This is a genomic window from Cupriavidus sp. SK-4, from assembly GCF_000611125.1.
In the GTDB taxonomy this organism is placed as follows: Bacteria; Pseudomonadota; Gammaproteobacteria; order Burkholderiales; family Burkholderiaceae; genus Cupriavidus; species Cupriavidus necator.
Map to the genome: position 1 here is coordinate 111,071 of NZ_JFJW01000055.1, position 21,800 is coordinate 132,870.

22 protein-coding genes and 3 tRNA genes are annotated in these 21,800 nt (G+C 65.5%); 2 read left to right on the forward strand and 23 right to left on the reverse strand.

Going from position 1 to position 21,800, the window contains the following annotated elements; all coding sequences use genetic code 11:
- Positions 1–378: 378 nt before the first annotated feature.
- The 5 genes from CF68_RS10815 to uvrC form a co-directional block, all read right to left on the reverse strand.
- Positions 379–452 (reverse strand) — tRNA-Cys (locus CF68_RS10815).
- 120 nt (positions 453–572) lie between these two features.
- Positions 573–648: transfer RNA gene (locus CF68_RS10820), tRNA-Gly, on the reverse strand.
- Between the two features lie 60 nt (positions 649–708).
- Positions 709–784, reverse strand: a tRNA-Gly gene (locus tag CF68_RS10825).
- Positions 785–956: 172 nt separating this feature from the next.
- Positions 957–1,556: a CDP-diacylglycerol--glycerol-3-phosphate 3-phosphatidyltransferase gene (pgsA, locus tag CF68_RS10830; RefSeq protein WP_013957352.1), complete on the reverse strand. Its 600-nt coding sequence runs from the start codon at positions 1,554–1,556 to the stop codon at positions 957–959.
- 103 nt (positions 1,557–1,659) lie between these two features.
- On the reverse strand, positions 1,660–3,729 hold the full coding sequence (gene uvrC / locus CF68_RS10835) for an excinuclease ABC subunit UvrC (RefSeq protein WP_035818346.1): 2,070 nt from the start codon (positions 3,727–3,729) through the stop codon (positions 1,660–1,662).
- A 110-nt stretch (positions 3,730–3,839) separates the two neighbouring features.
- Between uvrC and earP the strand changes: the two genes are divergently transcribed.
- Both earP and efp read left to right on the forward strand, forming a co-directional pair.
- Positions 3,840–5,000 (forward strand): elongation factor P maturation arginine rhamnosyltransferase EarP, encoded by a 1,161-nt coding sequence (gene earP / locus CF68_RS10840; protein ID WP_035818348.1) that lies wholly within the window; start codon positions 3,840–3,842, stop codon positions 4,998–5,000.
- Between the two features lie 211 nt (positions 5,001–5,211).
- Positions 5,212–5,772: an elongation factor P gene (gene efp / locus CF68_RS10845; protein WP_022535910.1), complete on the forward strand. Its 561-nt coding sequence runs from the start codon at positions 5,212–5,214 to the stop codon at positions 5,770–5,772.
- A gap of 88 nt (positions 5,773–5,860) precedes the next feature.
- Here the strand turns inward: efp and nagZ are convergent, their stop codons facing one another.
- From nagZ to fabG, 18 genes are all read right to left on the reverse strand, one after another.
- Positions 5,861–6,910 (reverse strand): beta-N-acetylhexosaminidase, encoded by a 1,050-nt coding sequence (nagZ, locus tag CF68_RS10850; protein ID WP_035818353.1) that lies wholly within the window; start codon positions 6,908–6,910, stop codon positions 5,861–5,863.
- Between the two features lie 14 nt (positions 6,911–6,924).
- Positions 6,925–7,347 carry a holo-ACP synthase gene (gene acpS, locus CF68_RS10855; protein WP_035818356.1) on the reverse strand — a complete coding sequence of 141 codons (423 nt, stop codon included), beginning with the start codon at positions 7,345–7,347 and terminating at the stop codon, positions 6,925–6,927.
- Positions 7,344–8,126: a pyridoxine 5'-phosphate synthase gene (gene pdxJ / locus CF68_RS10860; RefSeq protein WP_035818358.1), complete on the reverse strand. Its 783-nt coding sequence runs from the start codon at positions 8,124–8,126 to the stop codon at positions 7,344–7,346. Before pdxJ ends, acpS begins: the two co-directional genes overlap by 4 nt.
- A gap of 41 nt (positions 8,127–8,167) precedes the next feature.
- Entirely contained in the window at positions 8,168–9,061 is an 894-nt protein-coding gene (recO, locus tag CF68_RS10865; RefSeq protein ID WP_013957359.1) for a DNA repair protein RecO, read from the reverse strand.
- Between the two features lie 19 nt (positions 9,062–9,080).
- A complete protein-coding gene (era, locus tag CF68_RS10870) occupies positions 9,081–10,019 on the reverse strand; it encodes a GTPase Era (RefSeq protein WP_010814691.1) in 939 nt (312 codons plus the stop codon).
- Complete coding sequence (rnc, locus tag CF68_RS10875) at positions 10,016–10,786, reverse strand: ribonuclease III (RefSeq protein ID WP_010814690.1); 771 nt, start codon at positions 10,784–10,786, stop codon at positions 10,016–10,018. Before rnc ends, era begins: the two co-directional genes overlap by 4 nt.
- A gap of 1 nt (position 10,787) precedes the next feature.
- On the reverse strand, positions 10,788–11,180 hold the full coding sequence (locus CF68_RS10880) for a DUF4845 domain-containing protein (RefSeq protein ID WP_035818360.1): 393 nt from the start codon (positions 11,178–11,180) through the stop codon (positions 10,788–10,790).
- Positions 11,181–11,230: 50 nt separating this feature from the next.
- Entirely contained in the window at positions 11,231–12,130 is a 900-nt protein-coding gene (gene lepB / locus CF68_RS10885; protein WP_035818362.1) for a signal peptidase I, read from the reverse strand.
- A gap of 95 nt (positions 12,131–12,225) precedes the next feature.
- Positions 12,226–14,019 carry a translation elongation factor 4 gene (gene lepA, locus CF68_RS10890; RefSeq protein ID WP_035818364.1) on the reverse strand — a complete coding sequence of 598 codons (1,794 nt, stop codon included), beginning with the start codon at positions 14,017–14,019 and terminating at the stop codon, positions 12,226–12,228.
- Positions 14,020–14,227: 208 nt separating this feature from the next.
- A complete protein-coding gene (locus CF68_RS10895) occupies positions 14,228–14,512 on the reverse strand; it encodes a glutaredoxin family protein (protein WP_035818367.1) in 285 nt (94 codons plus the stop codon).
- Positions 14,513–14,527: 15 nt separating this feature from the next.
- The gene (locus CF68_RS10900; protein WP_035818370.1) at positions 14,528–16,012 is read right to left on the reverse strand and encodes a DegQ family serine endoprotease; all 1,485 of its coding nucleotides are present in this window, start codon (positions 16,010–16,012) and stop codon (positions 14,528–14,530) included.
- Between the two features lie 133 nt (positions 16,013–16,145).
- Positions 16,146–17,225: a MucB/RseB C-terminal domain-containing protein gene (locus CF68_RS10905; RefSeq protein WP_035818508.1), complete on the reverse strand. Its 1,080-nt coding sequence runs from the start codon at positions 17,223–17,225 to the stop codon at positions 16,146–16,148.
- Between the two features lie 8 nt (positions 17,226–17,233).
- Positions 17,234–17,863, reverse strand: a complete 630-nt coding sequence (locus CF68_RS10910; RefSeq protein WP_035818372.1) for a sigma-E factor negative regulatory protein — start codon at positions 17,861–17,863, stop codon at positions 17,234–17,236.
- 115 nt (positions 17,864–17,978) lie between these two features.
- Positions 17,979–18,578, reverse strand: coding sequence for an RNA polymerase sigma factor RpoE (gene rpoE, locus CF68_RS10915; RefSeq protein WP_010814682.1), 600 nt, complete (start codon positions 18,576–18,578; stop codon positions 17,979–17,981).
- A gap of 111 nt (positions 18,579–18,689) precedes the next feature.
- Positions 18,690–19,235 (reverse strand): hypothetical protein, encoded by a 546-nt coding sequence (locus tag CF68_RS10920; RefSeq protein ID WP_235205733.1) that lies wholly within the window; start codon positions 19,233–19,235, stop codon positions 18,690–18,692.
- Positions 19,216–20,448, reverse strand: coding sequence for a beta-ketoacyl-ACP synthase II (gene fabF / locus CF68_RS10925; RefSeq protein WP_013957369.1), 1,233 nt, complete (start codon positions 20,446–20,448; stop codon positions 19,216–19,218). Before fabF ends, CF68_RS10920 begins: the two co-directional genes overlap by 20 nt.
- Before the next feature lie 190 nt (positions 20,449–20,638).
- Entirely contained in the window at positions 20,639–20,878 is a 240-nt protein-coding gene (gene acpP, locus CF68_RS10930; protein ID WP_008644813.1) for an acyl carrier protein, read from the reverse strand.
- Positions 20,879–21,048: 170 nt separating this feature from the next.
- On the reverse strand, positions 21,049–21,798 hold the full coding sequence (gene fabG, locus CF68_RS10935; protein ID WP_035818374.1) for a 3-oxoacyl-ACP reductase FabG: 750 nt from the start codon (positions 21,796–21,798) through the stop codon (positions 21,049–21,051).
- Positions 21,799–21,800: the final 2 nt, after the last annotated feature.

Consider the following 21,800-nt stretch of genomic DNA (forward strand, 5'->3'; position numbering starts at 1 on the left):
GTGTCAGGGGCTGAACGGCTAACCCGCTCCCGGCCCTGGCAACCGCGACAGCGCATCCGGCGCGCACCAGCGGTCAGCGCGGGGAAGTCGCCGCAACAATTGGCAGCAGCATCGGAACGGGGAAGAACGGGAAGTGCCGCAGCGGCCCCGGACACGCCGGCGGCGCGTCACGGATCGGGGATGGCGATTGACATGCGGCCCCGCTATCCATCACGCGGAGCCCCCCGAAAAGCGTACGACAGGAGTAATGTAACATGCCCGCCACGTGCCCGAGGCGCGGAGATGGCGGACGATCCGGCGCCTGCTTGACTGAAGGCGAGGCAGGGAACTGGCCCGGAAAACAAAAACGGCGCCGCGAGGCGCCGTTCTGCATGCAACTGGAGGCGGAGGTCGGAATCGAACCGGCGTACACGGCTTTGCAGGCCGCTGCATAACCACTCTGCCACCCCGCCAGGTGACGTGCTGCTGGATTGTATCCGCATTCAGCCGATGCTGCCGGAGCGCAGCTTCCGGCAATGTCTTGCGGCGATTCAACCCAAACAAAAAGGGAAGCGGTGCTTCCCTTTGGGGATTGGAGCGGGAGACGAGTCTCGAACTCGCGACCTCAACCTTGGCAAGGTTGCGCTCTACCAACTGAGCTACTCCCGCATACAACTTTTTACTGCCAGCCCCGCATCGCGCAAGCACGCTGCCGGACCTTCTTTAACCTGGAGCGGGAGACGAGTCTCGAACTCGCGACCTCAACCTTGGCAAGGTTGCGCTCTACCAACTGAGCTACTCCCGCAGGGGCACTGCCGAAATCCAACTAAGGTGTTTTATGCCGCAACACGCTGTTATCTCACAACATCTTGCGCCAAACCAACCTTATCTCGCTGCTTTCGTTTGCGTCGTCAGCAACGAGAATGAGATTATGCAAAGAACTGCCCTCGTCGTCAACACCTTTTCAAAAATTCTTTTCACTTCTGCGCGCCGGCGCGCGCCACCATCCCGCTGCGCTCGCGGATCTGCGGCCAGGCAAGCTTCATGTAATAGAACATCGACCACAGCGTCAGCACCGCCGCCACGTAGATCATCCACGTGCCGAGCAAGTGGGCATCGAAGCCGAGCAGGCGGTCGCTGTACAGCAGCAGCGGGATCGCCACCATCTGCACCGTGGTCTTGAGCTTGCCGAGGAAGTTCACCGCCACGCTCTTGGAGGCCCCGATCTGCGCCATCCATTCACGCAGCGCCGAAATGGTGATCTCGCGCCCGATGATCACCAGCGCGATCAGGTCCGTGACCCGGCCCAGTGCCAGCAGCGAAAGCAGCGCCGCCGTCACCATCAGTTTGTCGGCGACCGGATCCAGGAAGGCCCCGAACGACGAGGTCTGGTTCCAGCGCCGCGCAAGGAACCCGTCCAGCCAGTCCGTGACCGCGGCAATGATGAAGAACGACGCCGCCGTCAGGTTCTTGGCGTGCATCGGCAGCCACGCGTCGGGCAGGTAGAACACGCCAACCACCAGGGGAATCATGGCGACGCGAAGCCAGGTCAGCAGGATCGGGAAATTGAAGGGCATGGAACTCGGGCGGCGGGGGACGGTAACCAATCTTGCGATTGTCGCCGATTTCCGGACCAATCGACCATCACTGGCCAATTTCCCACCCCGCGGCCCCGCGCGCTCAGTGCAACTGCCGGTAGATCTCTTCGGCCAGGCCGCGTGAAATGCCCTCGACGCTGGCCAGCTCATCGATGCTGGCGGCCATCACGCCGCGCAGCCCGCCAAAGCGGGTCAGCAGCTTCTGGCGCCGGCGCGCGCCGATGCCCTCGATCTCTTCCAGGCGCGAGGTGGTGCGCGTCTTGGCACGGCGCGCGCGCATGCCGGTGATGGCAAAACGGTGCGCCTCGTCGCGGATCTGCGCCACCAGCATCAGCGCGGCGCTGCCCTGCCCCAGTTCCAGCGAGGGGCGGCCATCGGCGAACACCAGTGTCTCCAGGCCGACCTTGCGGCCCTCGCCCTTGGCCACGCCGACCAGCAGCCCGATATCCAGCCCAAGCTCTTCGAACACTTGCCGCGCCACCTCGACCTGGCCCTTGCCGCCGTCGATCAGCACGATCTGCGGCACCTGCGCCGCGGCTTCACTGCCGGCCTCCATGCCGCCGTCTTCCTGGATCTGCTCGACCAGCTTCTGGTAGCGCCGCGTCAGCACCTGGCGCATGGCCGCGTAGTCATCGCCGGGGATGATGTCCTGGATGTTGTAGCGGCGGTATTCGCTGTTCTGCATGTCGTGGTGGTGGTACACCACGCACGATGCCTGGGTGGCCTCGCCGGCGGTATGGCTGATGTCGAAGCATTCCACGCGCAGCAGCGCCAGATCTTCCAGGTCCAGCCCGATGGTCTCGGCCAGCGCGCGCGTGCGCGCCTCCTGGCTGCCCTGCTCGGCCAGCCGGCGCGACAGCGCCAGCGCCGCGCCCTGCTGCGCCATCTCCAGCCAGACCTTGCGCTGGCCCTGCGGCTGGCGCACCAACGTGACCTTGCGCCCGGCGTGCAGCGTCAGCGCCTCGAGCACCGTGGCATCGTCCGGCGCATGGCTGACGACGATGATAGGCGGCGCCGGCTGCTCCAGGTAATGCTGCACCATGAAGGCCGACAGCACCCGCGTGGCGATGCGGTCGACGGTCAGCGGCAGCGCCGCGGCGCTGTCCGCCCCATCCTCGCGCTCCCCGGCGCGCTCATCGGCATCCTCGACGATCATCGCCGCTTCGTCGGCATGGGCCGGGAAGTAGGCCTTGTCGCCCAGATGGCGGCTGCCGCGCACCATGGCCAGGTTGACGCAGGCACGCCCGCCCTCCACGGCCACGGCCAGCACGTCGATGTCGCGCGCCTGCCCGCCCACCTCTTCCACCGCCTGGCGCTTGAGCACGGTCGACAGCGCCGCGATCTGGTCGCGCACGGCCGCGGCCTGCTCGAACTCCAGCCGCTCGGCATGCTGTTCCATCTTGCCCTGCAGGCCTTCCAGCACCTCGGTCTGGCGGCCTTGCAGGAAGCGCGCCGCGTTGGCGACATCGCGCGCATAGTCTTCTTCGCTGATGGCGTTGACGCACGGCCCGGTGCAGCGATGGATCTGGTGCAGCAGGCACGGCCGCGTGCGGTTGTTGAAGACGCTGTCCTCGCAGGTGCGCAGCTGGAACACCTTCTGCAGGATCTGCATGCTCTCGCGCACCGCATAGGCGCTAGGGAACGGCCCGAAGTACTGGTGCTTGCGGTCGGTGGCGCCGCGGTAGTACGCCATGCGCGGGAAGCGGTGCCCGGTCAGCTTCAGGAACGGGTACGACTTGTCGTCGCGGAACAGGATGTTGTAGCGCGGCGCCAGCGCCTTGATCAGGTTGTTCTCGAGCAGCAGCGCCTCGGCCTCGGTGCGCACCACGGTGGTATCGATGCGGGCAATGCGCGCCACCATCATCGCAATGCGCGGCGACAGCTGGGTCTTGTTGAAATAGCTCGACACCCGCTTCTTCAGGTCGCGCGCCTTGCCCACGTACAGCACATTGCCGGCCGTATCGAAATAGCGGTACACGCCCGGCAGGCCGGGCAGGCGGGAAATGACCGGGCGCGGGTCGAACGGCTCCGGCGGCGCTTCAGCAGCCGCCTCGGCAGTCACCTCGGCTGGCCGGGCGGCCGGCGTTTCGGGCGGCGTTGTGGCCGGAACTTCGTCGGCGGGTTTCGGGGAATCGGGTTGCTGGTCGGACATTGGGGACGGTGACCGCTACACGGCCTGCGCGCATCAAAACGGCATGGCCTCTAAAATCGCAAGTTTAGAGCAATTCAGCGCGCGCCCCGCCCGCGCGCCCCTCACCCGTCATGCCTATCCGCTCCTGGGACATCTTCTGCACCGTGATCGACAACTTCGGCGACATCGGCGTCTGCTGGCGGCTGGCGCGCCAGCTCGCACAGGAGCATGGGCACGCGGTGCGGCTGTGGGTCGATGACCTGGCCAGCTTCGCGCGGCTGGCGCCGGAACTCGATACCGGCGCCACCGTGCAGCGCCTGGCGGGCGTGGAAATTCGTCCGTGGCGGCCGGGTGGCGACAGCGGCGTGGATGACACCGCCGGGGTCGAGCCACACGATGCCGTCATCGAAGCCTTCGCCTGTGATGTGCCGCAAGCCTTCCTGGCCCGCATGGCCGCGCGGGACCCCAAACCCGCCTGGATCAACCTGGAATACCTGAGCGCCGAGCCGTGGGTACGGGAGCACCATGCGATGCCCTCGCCCCATCCGCGGCTGCCGTTGGTGAAGCATTTCTTCTTCCCCGGCTTCGAGCCAGGCACCGGCGGCCTGCTGCGGGAAACGATGCTGGGCGCGCAGCGCGCCGCCTTCGTCGGCGGCACTGCCACCCAGGCGGCCTTGTGGCACCGGTTGAGCGTGACACCGCGGCCCGATGCGCTGCGCGTGAGCCTGTTTGCCTACCGCAACCCGGCCCTGCCCGCGCTGCTGGAACAATGGCGCGATGCCGCCGAGGCGGTCCATTGCCTGGTGCCCGCCGGCCTGGCCGCGGACCAGGTCGCCGAATGGCTGGGCGCCCCGCTGCGGATTGGCGACCCGGTGGAACGCGGCAGCCTGTGCGTGCAGCTGATCCCTTTCGTCCGCCAGGAGCACTTTGACGAACTGCTGTGGGCCTGCGACCTGAATTTCGTGCGCGGCGAGGATTCCTTCGTGCGCGCGCAGTGGGCGGCGCGGCCGCTGGTGTGGCATATCTACCCGCAGGACGATGCCGCGCACCGGGTCAAGCTGGACGCCTGGCTCGACCTGTTCGGCCAGGGCGGCGTGGCGCCGGAAGCAGCGGCCGCGCTGACGGACTTCTGGCACGCCTGGAACGGCTACGGCAACGCCGTGGACTGGCCGCGCCTGCGTGCGCACCTGCCGGCACTTGCCGCAATCGCACCGCGCTGGGAGCGGCGCATGCAGCATCCCGGCGATCTTGCCGCCAACCTGGTGGCGTTTTGCGAAAATCGGGTAAAATGATCGGTTGATTCAAATGGCGACCGGGCCGGAGAACCAGGGCCTTTCCCAGGCGTCAGACCGACACTGGGCGAAGACCTGAATGCAAGCTGAGCACGGGGTCGCGAGCGCGTGAACGCCTCTCGTTGGGGCTCACAGGCTCACCGCAGGTGATGCCGGCAGCGCGCCTTCGCCATTCCAAATTCCTACTTTCTATTTCAGGAAAACAGTTCAGATGAAAATCGCACAGGAACTCCGCGTCGGTAACGTGTTCATGATCGGCGGCGATCCGATGGTCGTGCAGAAGGCCGAATACAACAAGTCGGGCCGCAACGCCGCTGTGGTCAAGATGAAGTACAAGAACCTGCTGACGGACGCACCGGGCGAGTCGGTGTTCAAGGCCGACGACAAGTTCGAAGTCGTGGTGCTCGAGCGCCGCGAATGCACCTACTCGTACTTCGCTGACCCGATGTACGTGTTCATGGACACCGACTACAACCAGTACGAAGTCGAGCAGGACAGCATGGGCGACTCGCTGAACTACCTCGAAGACGGCATGACCGTGGAAGTGGTGTTCTACAACGACAAGGCCATCTCGGTTGAAATGCCGACCACGCTGGTCCGTGAAATCGTCTACACCGAGCCGGCCGTCAAGGGCGACACCTCGTCGGGCAAGGTGCTCAAGGGCGCCAAGATCAACACCGGCTTCGAGCTGCAAGTGCCGCTGTTCTGCAACATCGGCGACAAGATCGAAATCGACACCCGCACCGGCGAATACCGCAGCCGCGCCAACTAAGGCGCTGACTTCGCCCCGCTTCAGCGCGGGGCCGGTCAACAAAAATGGCAGCCTCGGCTGCCATTTTTGTTTCTGCACGAGACCCCGTTCAGGCGATCAGGTCGTGCTCTTTCAGCGTGCGCAGCGCGGCGCGGTACTCGCCTTCCTGGTGCAGCTTGTTCCAGTCCAGCGGCTTCCTGCGCGCGAACAGCTTGCGGATGCGGCGCTGCGAGGTCTTGTCGATGCCCACGTCCAGCTCGGTCAGCAACTGGTCGGCGCGCTCCGGGTGGTTGCAGATCAGCACCATGTCGCAGCCCGCGGTCAGCGCGGCGCGTGCGGCCTCGGTGACATTGCCGGCGACGCTGGCGCCTTCCATGCTGAGGTCGTCGCTGAAGATCACGCCCTCGAAACCCAGCTGGGCGCGCAGCACGTCCTGCAGCCAGTAGCGCGAGAAGCCGGCCGGGTTCGGGTCGACCTTGGGGTAAATCACGTGCGCCGGCATCACCGACGACAGCGACAGCCCCATCCACTCATACGGGCGCGCATCCTGCTCCAGGATCTCGTCCAGCGAGCGCTCGTCGACCGGGATCGCCACGTGCGAATCGGCCTCGACATAGCCGTGGCCGGGGAAGTGCTTGCCGCAATTGCTCATGCCGGCCAGCAGCAGGCCGTGGTTCAGGTGGCCGGCCAGCATCGACACCACGCGCGGATCGGCGTGGAAAGCGCGGTCGCCGATCACGGCGCTGCGGCCGTAGTCCAGGTCCAGCACCGGGGTGAAGCTCAGGTCGATGTCGCAGGCGCGCAGCTCGGCGGCCAGCACGTAGCCGCAGGCGACTGCCGCCTTGGTCGCGGCCAGCACGTCGCGCTCCCACAGCTCGCCCAGGCGGTGCATCGCCGGCAGGTGGGTGAAGCCGTCGGTCTTGCAGCGCTGCACGCGCCCGCCTTCATGGTCGATGCAGATCAGCACGTCGTCGCGCACCGCGCGGATCGCGCGCGTCAGCGCCTGCAGTTGCGCGCGCGACTCGAAATTGCGCGCGAACAGGATCACGCCGCCGGTCAGCGGATGCGCGATGCGGCGCGCGTCCTCCGCGTCGAGCTGCTTGCCGACGACGTCGAGGACCACCGGGCCCGGCCGCTTGCCGGAGTTCTTCTTGGACATGGAAGTTGTTGGATTCACAAGGCTGTAGGTTGGGAAGCCGCCCCGCCCGCACGCTCGGCAATGGCGAAGGCGACGGCAAAGTCGTGCTCGTCACTGACACTGACCCGCACGGTGAGCCCGCGTTCCGCCATCCATGCGGCCAGCTCGCCATGGCACACCGGCGTGGGTTCGCCGGACGGCAGGTTCATCAGCTCCATCGCGCGCCACGTCATTGGCCAGCGCATGCCCAGGCCGATGGCCTTGGAGAACGCCTCCTTGGCAGCGAAGCGCGTCGACAGGAAGGCCAGCCCGCGCTTTTCGGAACGCGCCTTGCGGGCGTGGTACTTGGCCAGCTCATCGGGGCCCAGCACCTTCTCGGCGAAACGGCCATTGGTGCGTTCCATCACGCCCTGCACGCGGGCGATCTGGATGATGTCGGTGCCGACGCCGTAGATCACGCCGGGGCGCCCGCGGCAGGATAGCGCGTGCCCAGGCGCGCGGCGACCATGATGGCCTTCATCTCGCGCACCGCGTTCTCCCAGCCAGCGAACACCGCATGCGCCACGATCGCGTGGCCGATGTTCAGCTCCTTGATGCCGGGCAGCGCGGCGATCGGCTGCACATTGGTGTAGTGCAGGCCGTGGCCGGCGTTGACCACCAGGCCATGCTTCTGGCCGGCATCGACGCCATCGGCGATGCGGCGGAACTCGAGCGCCTGCTCGTCGGGCGTATGCGCATCGGCATAGCGGCCGGTATGCAGTTCGATCACCGGCGCGCCGCACGCGGCCGCCGCAGCGATCTGGTCGGCGTCGGGATCGATGAACAGCGACACTCGGATGCCGGCGCCGGCCAGCTGCGCGCACGCCGCCTTGACCTGCTCGAAACGCCCGGCCACATCCAGCCCGCCCTCGGTGGTCACTTCCTCGCGGCGCTCCGGCACCAGGCACACGTCCTGCGGGCGGATCTCGCAGGCGATGTCGAGCATCTCCTGCGTGATCGCGCATTCCAGGTTCATGCGCGTGGCCAGTTGCGGGCGCAGCGCGCGCACGTCGGCATCGCGGATATGGCGGCGGTCTTCGCGCAGGTGCAGCGTGATCAGGTCGGCGCCGGCCTGTTCCGCCAGCAGCGCGGCACGGATGGGATCGGGGTACACGGTGCCGCGCGCGTTGCGCAGCGTGGCGACGTGGTCGATGTTGACGCCAAGGTCAATGACGCCCGGATTTGCGTGGAAGATCATGCGAGCAGGTGCAAGAGTAAGTCGGATGGTTCTTGAGTCTGTCAGAGATACTGCAGGTCGATCAGTATCTGGCGCGTCTTCAGCGGCGCGCCTTGCAGATAATAATGCAGCAGGAACCGCATCAGCGCGCGGCTTTGCGCGGCGGTCTGCGCGCGGCTGTAGTCGTCCTGCGCCATGTCCAGCAGCGTCTGGCCAGTCACCACCGGCCATGACGACGGGTCGCTCGGCTGCGCGCGGCGCACGCCGCGCTCTGGCTGGTAGACATAGTCCAGGCCCGGCTGGACCCGCTCGCCGGTGCTCAGGCACTGGTCAAAGGCAACCGCGAAGCCGGTTTCCTGCAGCAGCACGCGTTCAAAGCTGCGCAGCACCAGCCCCGCTTGCTCGCCGTGCGCCAGCCGCGTCAGCGTCGTCAGGTAATGGCGGAACAGGGCCGGATGCGCGTCCTCGCGCGGGCAGAAGCGCATCAGCAGCTCGTTCAGGTAGAACGCAGACAGCAGCGCGTCGCCGTCCAGCGGCGGCATGCCGCCGACCCACTCGGCCTTGGTCAGGGTCTTGACCTCACCGCGGCCACTCCATGACACCGAGACCGGGTGGAAATGCTGCAACACCGCGCGCAGCGCCGAGTGCGGGCGCTTGGCGCCCTTGGCCACCATCGAGATGCGGCCGTAGTCGCGCGTGAACAGGTCCAGGATCAGGCTGGTTTCGCGATACGGCCAGGCGTGCAGCACGAAGCCGGGCTGCTCGGCCACGCGCGACTCGGGCCGCGCCGGCACGATGCGCATGGCGCGGTCCATCATCGCGCGCGCGGCCGCGTCGGCCATGCCCGGCAGCGCCTTGCTGTCGAGCAGTTCGGCGGCCTCGTCGACCACCGGGTCGGCGCGGCGGGACCGTGGCGCCGGCGCCGGCGCGCGCGCGATGTCAGCCGTCTTGCTCACTGGTCGCTCGCTGTTGTGCTCACTCGTAGCCGTACGCGCGCAGCCCTGCTTCGTTGTCGGCCCAGCCGCTCTTCACCTTGATCCACATTTCCAGGTAGACCTTGCCGTCGAACAGCTTTTCCATGTCCAGGCGCGCCTCGGTGGAGATCTGCTTGAGCTTGGCGCCCTTGTTGCCGATGATCATGGCCTTGTGCGCGTCGCGCTCGACCAGGATGGTGGCAAAGACGCGGCGCAGGCGGCCTTCGGTCTCGAACTTGTCGATGATCACGGTGCTGGTGTACGGCAGCTCGTCGCCGGTCCAGCGGAACACCTTCTCGCGGATGATCTCCGAGGCCAGGAAGCGCTCGCTGCGGTCGGTCATGGCGTCGGCGTCGTACATCGGCTCGCCTTCCGGCAGGTAGGGCCGGATGATCTCGAACAGGCGCGCGATATGGTCGTGGGTCTTGGCCGTCATCGGCACCACTTCGCGGAACGGGAACTGCTGCCCCATCTTTTCCAGGAAGGGCATCATCACTTCCAAGCGGTTCTCGCCGTTGACGCGGTCCAGCTTGTTGGCGACCAGCAGCACCGGCGTGTTCTTCGGCAGCAGCGACAGCACCTTCTCGTCGTCGGCGCCGTAGTAGCCGGCCTCGACCACGAACAGGACCAGGTCCACCGACGACAGCGTGGACGTGACCGCGCGGTTCAGCGAACGGTTCAGCGCGCTGGCGTGGCGGGTCTGGAAGCCCGGCGTGTCGACGAACACATACTGCGCGTCATCCGTGGTCTGGATGCCGACGATGCGGTGCCGCGTGGTCTGCGCCTTGCGCGAGGTGATGCTGATCTTCTGGCCGACCAGCGCGTTCATCAGCGTGGACTTGCCCACGTTGGGGCGGCCGACGATGGCCACGGTGCCGCAGCGGAACGCCGCGGCCGGGGTATCCGCCGCGTCTTGCTGCGGATGGGTAGATTCGGTCATTCCTTCAACCTGAGAGACAGCTGTGGGTCTTGCGGCACGGGTTGCTTGCGGGTCTTGCCGGTGCGCTCGGCGCGGCTGCGCTTGAGCAGCTGCGGCACCAGCTTCTGGACTTCATCCAGCGCCAGCTTGGCGGCGGCCTGCTCGGCGGCGCGCCGCGAGGCGCCGGTGCCGAACACCCGGACTTCCAGTTTAGGCACCGTGCACTCGACTTCAAACTGCTGGCTGTGCGCGGCCCCGTGTGTGGCGATTACGTTATATTGCGGCAGGGCGATCTTGTGGCCCTGCAGGTATTCCTGCAGCAGGGTCTTGGCGTCCTTGCCCAGCGTGCGCGGATCGACCTGCTCCAGGATCGGGATATAGAGCTTGCGGATCAGCGCCCGGGCGGCGTCGAAGCCGGCGTCGAGGAACACCGCGCCGACGATGGCTTCAAGCGCATCGGCGAGGATGGACGGACGGCGGAAGCCTCCGCTCTTGAGTTCGCCCTCGCCCAGGCGCAGCGTGTCGGACAGCTGCAGCATCTGGGCGATCTCATACAGGGCCTGCTGCTTTACCAGGTTGGCCCGCACGCGCGACAGGTCACCCTCGTCGAGCTTGCCGAACATGCCATAGAGCATGTCGGCCACGGCGCAGTTGAGCACCGAATCGCCCAGGAATTCAAGGCGTTCGTTGTGCTGGGCGCTGTGGCTGCGGTGCGTCAGCGCCTGTTGCAGCAATTCGGGCTTGCTGAATCGGTAGCCGAGTCGTTGCTGCAAGGCGTCGAGGTTCATATCAGTGCTGCGTTCCTGAATAGGTAATCAGTAGGCTCAGGGGTCCGTAGACGGGCACCTCGGTCCGGTACGAGAAATCGACCGACTGGATGGTGCCGTTCTCGTCTTCCCGGATCAGGAGGTCCTCGGCCTTGACTGCGGTAATCCGGTCGATGGCTGCCTGTTTTTCAAAAAAATCGACCACTTCGCGCTTGTTGGCGGCGCGCTGCTTGGCATAGCTGGCGGCGCGCTTGACCGAAAAATACTCCACCAGGCTCGGGATCGCGCGCAGGGCCGGCAAGGCCACCCCGATCACGAACACCACGATCACCAGCAGCGTCCAGACGGAAAACCCGCCCATGCCTGCCCGGCGTCGTACCGGATTCCTGCCCCCCACCTTCCCAAGTTGACCCATGATGCGCTTGTCCTCGTTTTGCGTTGAGTGTTCTTGCGCCGCGGGGATTCTTATTTAAACGTTCCCACGCGTCCGAAATTGCCCAGGTTCATCCAGATCACAAAGGCCTTGCCGACGATATTCTCGTCCGGCACGAACCCCCAGTAACGGGAATCCAGGCTGTTGTCCCGGTTGTCACCCATGACGAAATAGTGACCTGCAGGTACCTTGCAGGTCACGCCCTGCTGATTGTAAGTGCAGTTTTCCCGGTACGGGAAATCCGGGTCCGCCCCAGCGATAAACGCCGGGCGGTCGGCGTCGTTCAGGATGCCATGATCGACGCTGCCTGGCAGCTTTTCGCGGAAATGCCTGGAATACGCCAGGCGCTCCTCGTCCAGGAAATCCGGCAGCGCGGCGTACTCGGCCGGCTTGCCGTTGATAGTCAGGCGCTTGTTGGCATACTGCACCACGTCGCCCGGCACGCCGATCACGCGCTTGATGTAGTCGAGCGACGGATCCTTCGGGTAGCGGAACACCATGACGTCGCCGCGCTGCGGCTCGCCCATGTCCATGACCTTCTTGTTCACCACCGGCAGGCGGATGCCGTACTCGTACTTGTTGACCAGGATGAAGTCGCCGATCAGCAACGTCGGGATCATCGAGCCGGACGGGATCTTGAACGGCTCGACCACGAACGAGCGCAGCACGAACACCGCCAGGATCACCGGGAAGAAACTGGCCGAATATTCCAGCCACCACGGCTGGCGCAGCTTTTCCTCGGCCAGGCGCTTGCGCGTGGCGTCAGCTTCCGCCGCGCCGAAGCGGCCCTGCAGGTCGGCCTGGCGCGAATCGAACTCGGCCAGCGCCAGCCGCGCCGAAGAGCGGCGCTGCCGCTCGAACACGAGCTTGTCCGCAACCCACGCGACGCCCGTAATCACCACCAGCACAAAAAGGATCAGTGCAAAATTCATGACGGCTTCTGGTTTTTTGAAATCCTGGTACAGCCTGTTCTTTCACCACGGCGGCAAGCCGCCGCGCGTGGCACTGCCCTGCTCGCGGCGCCTTCTTACTTGTCGTCCACCTGCAGGATGGCCAGGAAAGCCTCCTGCGGGATTTCGACCGTACCGACCTGCTTCATCCGCTTCTTGCCGGCCTTCTGCTTTTCCAGCAGCTTCTTCTTGCGCGTGATATCGCCGCCGTAGCACTTGGCCAGCACATTCTTGCGCAGCGCCTTGACGTTTTCGCGCGCAATGATATTCGCGCCGATGGCGGCCTGGATCGCCACGTCATACATCTGGCGCGGAATGATCTCGCGCATCTTGGCCGCGACCTCGCGGCCGCGGTATTGCGAGTTCGAACGGTGCACGATCACCGACAGCGCATCGACCTTGTCGCTGTTGATCAGGATGTCGACCTTGACCACGTCCGACGGGCGATATTCCTTGAACTCGTAGTCCATCGACGCATAGCCGCGCGACACCGACTTCAGGCGGTCGAAGAAGTCCATCACGATTTCCGCCATCGGGATTTCGTAGGTCAGCTGCACCTGCTTGCCGTGGTAGCTCATGTTAATTTGCGAGCCGCGCTTCTGCGTGCACAGCGTAATCACCGAGCCGACATATTCCTGCGGCATATACAGGTTGACGGTGACGATCGGTTCCAGGATCGCCTCGATCTTGCTCGGGTCCGGCATCTTCGCCGGATTTTCCACGGTGATCACGGTGCCATCGCGCATCTCGACCTGGTACACCACCGTCGGCGCGGTGGTGATCAGGTCCATGTCGAACTCGCGCTCCAGGCGCTCCTGCACGATCTCCATGTGCAGCAGGCCGAGGAAGCCGCAGCGGAAGCCGAAGCCCAGCGCCTGCGACACTTCCGGCTCGAACATCAGCGAGGCATCGTTGAGCCGCAGCTTTTCCAATGACTCGCGCAGCGCCTCGTACTGGTTGGCCTCCACCGGATACAGGCCAGCGAACACCTGCGGCTTGACTTCCTTGAAGCCCGGCAGCGGCGCCTCGGCCTTGCGTTGCACAGTGGTAATGGTGTCGCCGACCTTGGCCGCCTTCAGCTCCTTGATGCCGGCGATGATGAAGCCAACCTCGCCCGCCGTCAGCGCATCGCGGGGGATCGACTTCGGCGTGAACACGCCCACCTGCTCGACCAGGTGCTGCGAGCCGTTGGCCATCAGCAATACCTTGTCCTTGGGACGCAGGGTGCCGTTGACCACGCGCACCAGCATCACCACGCCAACGTAGTTGTCGAACCACGAGTCGATGATCAGCGCCTGCAGCGGCGCGTCGGCGTCGCCCTTGGGCGGCGGCACCTTGGCGATCAGCGCCTCGATCACGTCCTGCACGCCCTGCCCGGTCTTGGCCGAGCACGGCGTGGCGTCCTGCGCATCGATGCCGATCACGTCCTCGATCTCCTGGATCGCGTTATCGGGGTCGGCCTGCGGCAGGTCGATCTTGTTGAGCACCGGCACCACTTCCACGCCCAGTTCGATCGCGGTGTAGCAGTTGGCCACGGTCTGCGCCTCAACGCCCTGCGAGGCGTCGACCACCAGCAGCGCGCCTTCGCAGGCGGACAGCGAGCGGCTCACTTCATAGCTGAAGTCGACGTGTCCCGGGGTGTCGATCAGGTTCAGGTTGTAGACCTGGCCGTCGCGCGCCTTGTAGCTGAGCGCAGCGGTCTGCGCCTTGATGGTGATGCCGCGCTCCTTTTCGATATCCATCGAATCGAGGACCTGCGCTTCCATCTCCCGATCCGACAGCCCTCCACAAAGCTGAATGATCCGGTCGGCCAGGGTGGACTTCCCATGGTCGATATGGGCAATGATCGAAAAATTACGGATATGGTCCATCTAGTGTTCAGGGGAGCGCCGGCGTGAGGGCCCGGGCGGCAACAAGCGGTTGAGCGGCCCGGCGCCGCGCGCCGCAAGGCGGGCGCGGGCGTACCGCAGGTTCGGGGGGTGCAATTTTTGCGCCAATCCGCAATTTTACCGGATTTTCAATGACTTCCGGGTCGTCAAATGGCGGCGTGGCGCGGTTGGCAGCGGTTACCGGCGGGGATCAGCGGGTGGTGTGCGCGCCACCATGTGCGGCAAGCCACACCCTTACGGCCGCTTCGTCGAGGAAGTAGTGGCAAAGCTCCACGGCGCTGCCTTGCAAGTCTGCTGGGGTGCCCGGCATCAGCACCGGCACCAGTTCGCCAAAGCGGTCTTCCAGACTCGCATCGGCATCGACATCCACCTCATGCAGGGTGAAAGAAAAATCGCGCCGGAGCGGCTCCAGCGCGACCTTCATGTCTTCGCAAAGGTGGCAGTACGCCCGGCCGTACAGCGTCAGCGCGGGCATACCGGTCAGGGCGGATCAGCGGCTGGACGTGGCGCCCGGACGCAGCGTCAGCACCTGGGTGGCGTCGCCGCGCCGCACGAACACCGCGGCAATCCGGTTCTTGTCCAGGCTGCGCACCAGCTCGTTGAACTGGCGGGCGTTGGTCACGTCCGTATCGCCCAGGCGCAGGATGATGTCGCCCGGACGGATGCCGGCACGCAGCGCCGGGCCGTCGGCCACTTCCACCTCGACGCCTGACTTGAGCTTGAGCTCCTTCAGGCGCGCCTCGGGCAGGTCGTTGACCACCAGGCCCAGCGCGTTGGGCTTGCCGGCCTGTGCCGCGCTATCGTCCTTGGGCGTTGCGCCGCTGCGGGCCTTCGCCTTGCCGTCCGGCTCCAGCTCGGTGACGGTGATGGTGACGTCGCGGACCGCGCCCTTGCGCCACAACTGCAGCGGCACGCGCGTGCCCGGCTTAGTCTCGCCCACCATGCGCGGCAGGTCCGAGGCCCGCTCGATATCGCGGCCGTTGAACTTGAGGATGATGTCGCCGGCCTCGATGCCCGCCTTCTCGGCAGGACCGCCCGGCTCGACGCTGCCGACCAGCGCGCCGCGCGCACGGCCCAGGCCCAGCGAGTCGGCCACCTCCTTGGTGACGTCGCCGATCGCCACGGCGATGCGCCCGCGCGTCACGCGCCCGGAGCTCTTGAGCTGCTCCGACACGCGCATCGCCTCGTCGATCGGGATCGCGAACGAGATGCCCATGTAGCCGCCGCTGCGGCTGTAGATCTGAGAGTTGATGCCGATCACCTCGCCGCGCAGGTTGATCAGCGGGCCGCCGGAATTGCCGGGGTTGACCGCCACGTCGGTCTGGATGAACGGCAGGTAGTCGCCCGTGTCGCGGCCCTTGGCCGAGACGATGCCGGCGGTCACGCTGTTGTCCAGCCCGAACGGCGAGCCGATCGCCAGCACCCATTCGCCGGCGCGGACCTTGTTGGAATCGCCCAGCGGCAGGCGCGGTAGGCCGCTGGCCTCGACCTTGAGCAGCGCCACGTCGGTGCGCTTGTCCGAGCCGATCAGCTTGGCCTTGAATTCGCGCTTGTCGGGCAGCGTCACATAGATGGTTTCGGCGTCGGCCACCACGTGCGCGTTGGTCATCACGTAGCCGTCCTGGCTGATGATGAAGCCCGAACCCACGCCGCGGCTCTGCTCTTCCTGCTGCGGCGGCTGGCCGCGGCGGGGGGCGCCGGGCGCCGGGGCACCGGGCATCGGCACGCCGAAGAAGCGCCGGAAGAATTCCGCCATCTCGTCATCACCGCCGGGCGCACCGCGCTGGCGCACGAGTTCGGTGGTGCGGATATTGACCACGGCCGGGCTGGCCTTTTCCACCAGGTCGGTGAAATCGGGCAGGTTGTAGTTGGAGGCGGCAGCCTGGGCATGGCTGACTTCGGCAACAGTCGGGCCGAGCAGCATCATGGCAGCCATGACCACGGCCCGCGCCAGGGCTGGAGATCTGAACATCATCGACAACTCCCGGGATTCAGCGAATAGAAGAAAAACCGTCTGGATGTGATCCCGTGGTGGGGACCCCTGCGCAGGTTTCGTGGAGCCGGCGCCGGGACAGAGTCCGGCGGCGTCGGCTGCACCTGCGTCAAGCTCAGTGTACCGCCTTGGGCGGGCGGTATTCCACGGCCGTCGCAAACTGCCGCACGGTGCTCGCCGGCACCTCGCCCACCACGGTAATCCAGAAATCGGCAATCCGGCGCACCACGACCTGGGTCGCGCCGAGCGCGGCCACGCCCTCGCGGCGCACGCGTTGCTCGGAAACCGGCTCAATGAAGACCGACAGGCCGGTCAGCCCGTCGCTGTAGACCACCTGCAGCACTTCGAAGACCTGGCCGCGCCCGTTGCCCGGCGCGGGCGCGCGCAGCTCGCCGAGCGGCCGGCGCACTTCGCGGATCTTCTGGAAGCCCTTGAGCGGCACCGCAATCGACCAGCCCTCGTCGGCGATATTGGTCGGCTGGTAGGTCACCTCATAGCGATTCCAGCTGCTGGAACTCTTGATCGCACCGAGGATACGCTGCTTTTCGGACGGCACCCCGATCTGCACCTGCGAGAACGCGACCTGCTCCAGCACCTTGCCGCCGTCGCCGATGGTCTGCGCGCGCATCAGCAGGCCGGAGTTCTTCTCCGCCCACAGGCGCACCGCATAACGCGCGGCATCGTGCGGCTCCAGCGCGAAAACTTCGCACTCCATGCCTGCCACCCGCTCGGCGGGCATCTTGCGCATGTCGTACAGGTCCAGCACGTCGTTCTTGTTGGTGGCGAGCAGCGCCGGGAAGCGGTCCTTGGCTTCCTGCTTCTCCACCACCACCAGCTTGGCTTCGGGGATCAGGCTGTGCACCACGTCATTCTGACGCAGCACCTCGCGCGGCTTGCCGTCGAGCGTTTCCAGGCGTTCATACTCGTTGTGGACGAGATCGCTGTAATGCTGGATACGCGAGGCGTGCATGACGCTGCCGCGCTGGTAGATCAGCGTGCCGACATAGTTCTCGCGCTGTGCGGCTTTGTGGATCTTGTTGAGCCAGGCGGTGGCGTCGCGTCGGTTCAGCGTACTGTCTGAAGGCTGTGCGGTGGCCGCGGCAGCGCTCAGACACAAGGCCAGAAAAAAGGACCTACGCAGGGCCCTGATTTTCTGCGCGCCCGCTACATAGGCGGGCGACCCTCCTTTATGCATGTCCGGCATTATTCCTGCGTATTTTCCTGAGTGAAGTTTGCACCGTTGGCAACCGTGCGCATGGTGGGCACGAACGCATCCGTTGCCACCGACGTGCGATGGGCACGCAGGTATTCGTCCAGGCGCGGGTCGCGGATCATCTGGGGATTTTCCGCCGCCACGGTAACGATGCCAGAGGCCGGGCCGGCCGCGGGCTGGTCGGCGCGCGCCACCACGGCATCGGGCGTGGCCAGCGTGGCGGGGCCGCGCATCTGCGGCACGACCACCCAGCTGACCGCTGCCACGGCGGCAGCGATCGCGGTGCCCGGCATCACGCGGCGCACCCACGACGGCCTGACCAGCAGGCGGTGGCGGGCGCTGGCCTGCGCCACTGCCGGCACCAGCACGTGCGGCTCGGCTTCCAGTCGCGCGGAGAAACGAGAGAGGAAAGCAGTGGTGGAACCCGCGTGCGTCAGGTCTTCCGAACGCAGCGTGTCGCCGATCAGCTGGTAAGTGGTCCAGTCGGACATGCCGGCATCGCTTTTCGCGAGGCCCAGCACGGCATCGACTTCGTGCGGCGCCAGTTCGCCATCCATCAATACGGAGATCTGCTCCGCTGCTTCCACTACATGAACCGACTGCTTATGAGCCTGACCCATTTCCCACCCCAAGACATTCCATTGAACACCGATAATCCCGTCACTTCTGTCGCTTATCGATGCAGGAATACGCTGCAAAGCTGGCCGCACGACATTCTTCTCGACTACCCGACTACTACCACCGCTTGCCCTCTGCCGTTCCCAGCAGCGGACGCAATTTCTCGGCAATCGCCTCGCGCGCCCGGAAGATCCGCGAACGCACCGTGCCGATCGGACATCCCATCGCTTCGGCGATCTCCTCATAGCTGAGACCCTCGATCTCGCGCAGCGTGATGGCGGTCCGCAATTCCTCCGGAAGGGCCTCCATGGCGCGGTTCACCGTCTCGGCGACCTGGCGCGTGTGGAGCATCGATTCCGGCGTATTGATATCCCTTAGTTGCTCACCGTCCGCAAAAGTTTCAGCCTCTTCTGCATCGATATCGCTGGACGCTTCCGGGCGGCGGCCCTGGGTGGCAAGGTAGTTCTTAGCCGTGTTGACGGCGATCCGGTACAGCCACGTATAGAAGGCCGACTCCCCGCGGAACTGAGGCAAGGCGCGGTATGCCTTGATAAAGGCATCCTGCGCCACATCCTCAACCTCAGCGGGGTCCCTGACCAGGCGCGAAATCAGGCGAATGATCTTCCGATGGTATTTGGTCACCAGAAGTTCAAAGGCCCGCTTGTCGCCCTGCTGGACGCGTTCAACTAGGAGCTGATCGGCTTCGCGTTCGCTCACGTATGGCTCACCTGCAGTGTATCTCTTGGTTTGGTCGTCACGACAAACGTTGTATTTTACCTACGATTCTAAGCCCGCCCGGTGAAGCAACGCGCATCCTGTGACCGTAAGCTAACAAAATCGTTCCCCTGCCGGCATATCAGGTTGCACCCGCAGTGCAACTCTGGCGGCGCGTTGCAACCGCCGCGCCATCTCGGGCGAACCCGCCTGCCAGGGAAGAAAGATGGCGCCCGGCATCCCGGGCGCTCCGGGGACCAGGCGCACGACAGCGGCGCCGCCGGCCGGCCAGCATTGTCGGACCACAGCCTCGTGCCGGGCACCGCCCGGCCCTTGCAGGCGGATCCGCAATGGCCCCTTGCCGTCGGGCGCGTGCAGCACCGCCGTGCAGCGCCAGCGCAGGCCGCGCCACCACGCCGGCCAGGCACGCACCGTCGCCGTGGCGGCAAGCGCGAGTCCCGGCGCCATGGCGGCATGCCCCCAATGGAATCCAGCCTGACTGCCGGCTACTACATCGGCCAGCGTCCGCACCAGCAGCGCGAGCGCCAGCGTTTCGCCGGCACAAAACACGAGCAGGGCCCACCGCAACGGGTAGACCCTGCCCTGGCGCAGCCCGCGAAGGGCCCGCCTCAACCACGGATCAGGCGCGGCGGAAAACAAGCGTGCCGTTGGTGCCGCCGAAACCGAAGTTGTTCTTCACCGCGACGTCGATCTTCATCTCGCGCGCCGTGTTGGCCACGTAGTCCAGGTCGCACTCGGGATCCTGGTTGTCGAGGTTGATCGTCGGCGGTGACACCTGGTTGTGCAGCGCCAGCACGGTGAAGACCGATTCCAGGCCGCCGGCGCCGCCCAGCAGATGGCCGGTCATCGACTTGGTCGAGTTCACCACCATCTTGTAGGCCTGCTCGCCGAATGCGGCCTTGATCGCATCGGATTCGTTCTTGTCGCCCAGCGGCGTGGACGTGCCGTGGGCGTTCAGGTAGTGCACCTGGTCCGTATTGATGCCGGCGTCCTTGAGCGCATTGACCATGCAACGGCGCGGGCCGTCCATGTTCGGCGCGGTCATGTGGTAGGCGTCGCCGCTCATGCCAAAGCCGATCAGTTCGGCGTAGATGCGCGCGCCGCGCGCCTTGGCCGACTCGTACTCCTCCAGCATCATCACCCCCGCGCCTTCGCCCAGCACGAAGCCGTCGCGGTCCTTGTCCCACGGACGCGAAGCGGCCGCCGGATCGTCATTGCGCGTCGACAGTGCACGCGCAGCGGCGAAACCGCCGATGCCCAGCGGCGACACGGTCGACTCGGCGCCGCCCGCCAGCATGGCGTCGGCATCGCCGGCCTGGATCAGGCGGGCGGCCAGGCCAATGCTGTGCAGGCCGGTCGTGCAAGCCGTCACGGCAGCCAGGTTCGGGCCCTTGATGCCGTGGATGATCGACAGGTGGCCCGCGATCATGTTGATGATCGAGCCCGGCACGAAGAACGGCGAAATCCGGCGCGGACCACGCTCGGTCAGCACGGCGTGGGTCTCTTCGATCAACGGCAGGCCGCCGATGCCCGAGCCGACCAGCACGCCGATGCGCTCGGCATTGGCGTCGGTCACTTCCAGGCCGCTGTCCTTCAGCGCCTGCGTGCCGGCTGCAATGCCGAAATGGATAAAGGTATCCATCGCGCGGGCTTCCTTGGCGGGGATGTAGTCCTCGGCATTGAAACCCTTCACTTCACCGGCAAAGTGCACGGAAAGCGCGGAGTGATCGAATTTGGTGATGGTGGCGATGCCGGACTTGCCGGCAACCAGGTTGGCCCAGCCTTCGGCAACCGTGTTTCCGACCGGAGACACAAGGCCAAGCCCAGTGACGACGACGCGACGACGGCTCACTATGTTTTCCTACGGGTGCGTGAAACGGGAACGGAACGGAGATCAACCCGCCGCCGGCCTTGCGGGCCGCGCGGCGAAGCACATTCCATTCTGCTTCTTCAAACAGACGAAAGCCACAGAAAACAGCAAGGCGCGGCCGCAACGGCCCGCCCACCTGCCTTCTGTGGCTCGGAATGCAGAGACGACGGGCTTAGGCCTTGACGTGCGCGGTGGCGTAGTCGATAGCCTGTTGCACGGTCGTGATCTTTTCGGCTTCCTCATCAGGAATTTCCATGCCGAATTCATCTTCCAACGCCATCACGAGTTCAACCGTGTCCAGCGAGTCTGCACCGAGATCGTTCACGAACGACGATTCGTTCTTGATGTCTGCCTCGGCCACGCCAAGCTGTTCTGCCACGATTTTCTTGACGCGTTGTTCGATATTGTCCATGTAACCCTCCAGGGAAGTTCGACAAAAAGTGGGCGCATTTTAGCAGGTTTGAGGCGACAGAAATGCCGCCTGCCAACCTTTGCAAGAATCGCGCCCGTTTGGTTCGGAAAACTACTACTTCAGGCGGCTTCTTCGGGCTTCTTCCCCGAAACCGGCCAGCCAAAAACCCATTAATTCATGTACATCCCGCCGTTCACATGTAGAGTAGTGCCGGTAATGTAAGCGGCTTGCGGACCAGCCAGGAAGGCCACCGCGTTGGCGATATCCTCCGGCTGGCCAAGGCGACCCAGCGGAATCTGCGTCTTGAGCGAAGCATGCTGCTCTTCGGACAGCGCCTTGGTCATGTCGGTGTCGATAAAGCCCGGCGCGACACAGTTCACGGTCACGTTGCGGCTGCCGATTTCCGCGGCCAGCGAGCGGGTCATGCCCGCCACGCCCGCCTTGGCAGCAGAGTAGTTCATCTGGCCGGGGTTGCCGACCGAGCCCACCACCGAAGTGATATTGATGATGCGGCCCTGGCGGGCCTTCATCATCGGGCGCAGCACCGCGCGCGACAGGCGGAACACCGAAGTCAGGTTGGTCTGGATCACGGCCAGCCAGTCCTCGTCCTTCATGCGCATCGCCAGCTGGTCCTGCGTGATGCCGGCATTGTTGACCAGCACGCCGATGCCGCCGTGGGTCTTGACGATCTCGTCGATGAGCGCGTCGCAAGCGGCCGCGTCATTGACGTTGAGCACGGCGCCCTTGCCCTTCAGGCCGTCGGCGCCGAGGTAACCGGTGATGCCGGCCGCGCCGGCTTCGCTGGTGGCGGTGCCGATCACGGTGGCGCCCTGGCGGGCCAGTTCCAGCGCGATGGCGCGGCCGATGCCGCGCGAGGCGCCGGTGACCAGCGCAACCTGGTTGTCGAGAAGTTTGGTCATGC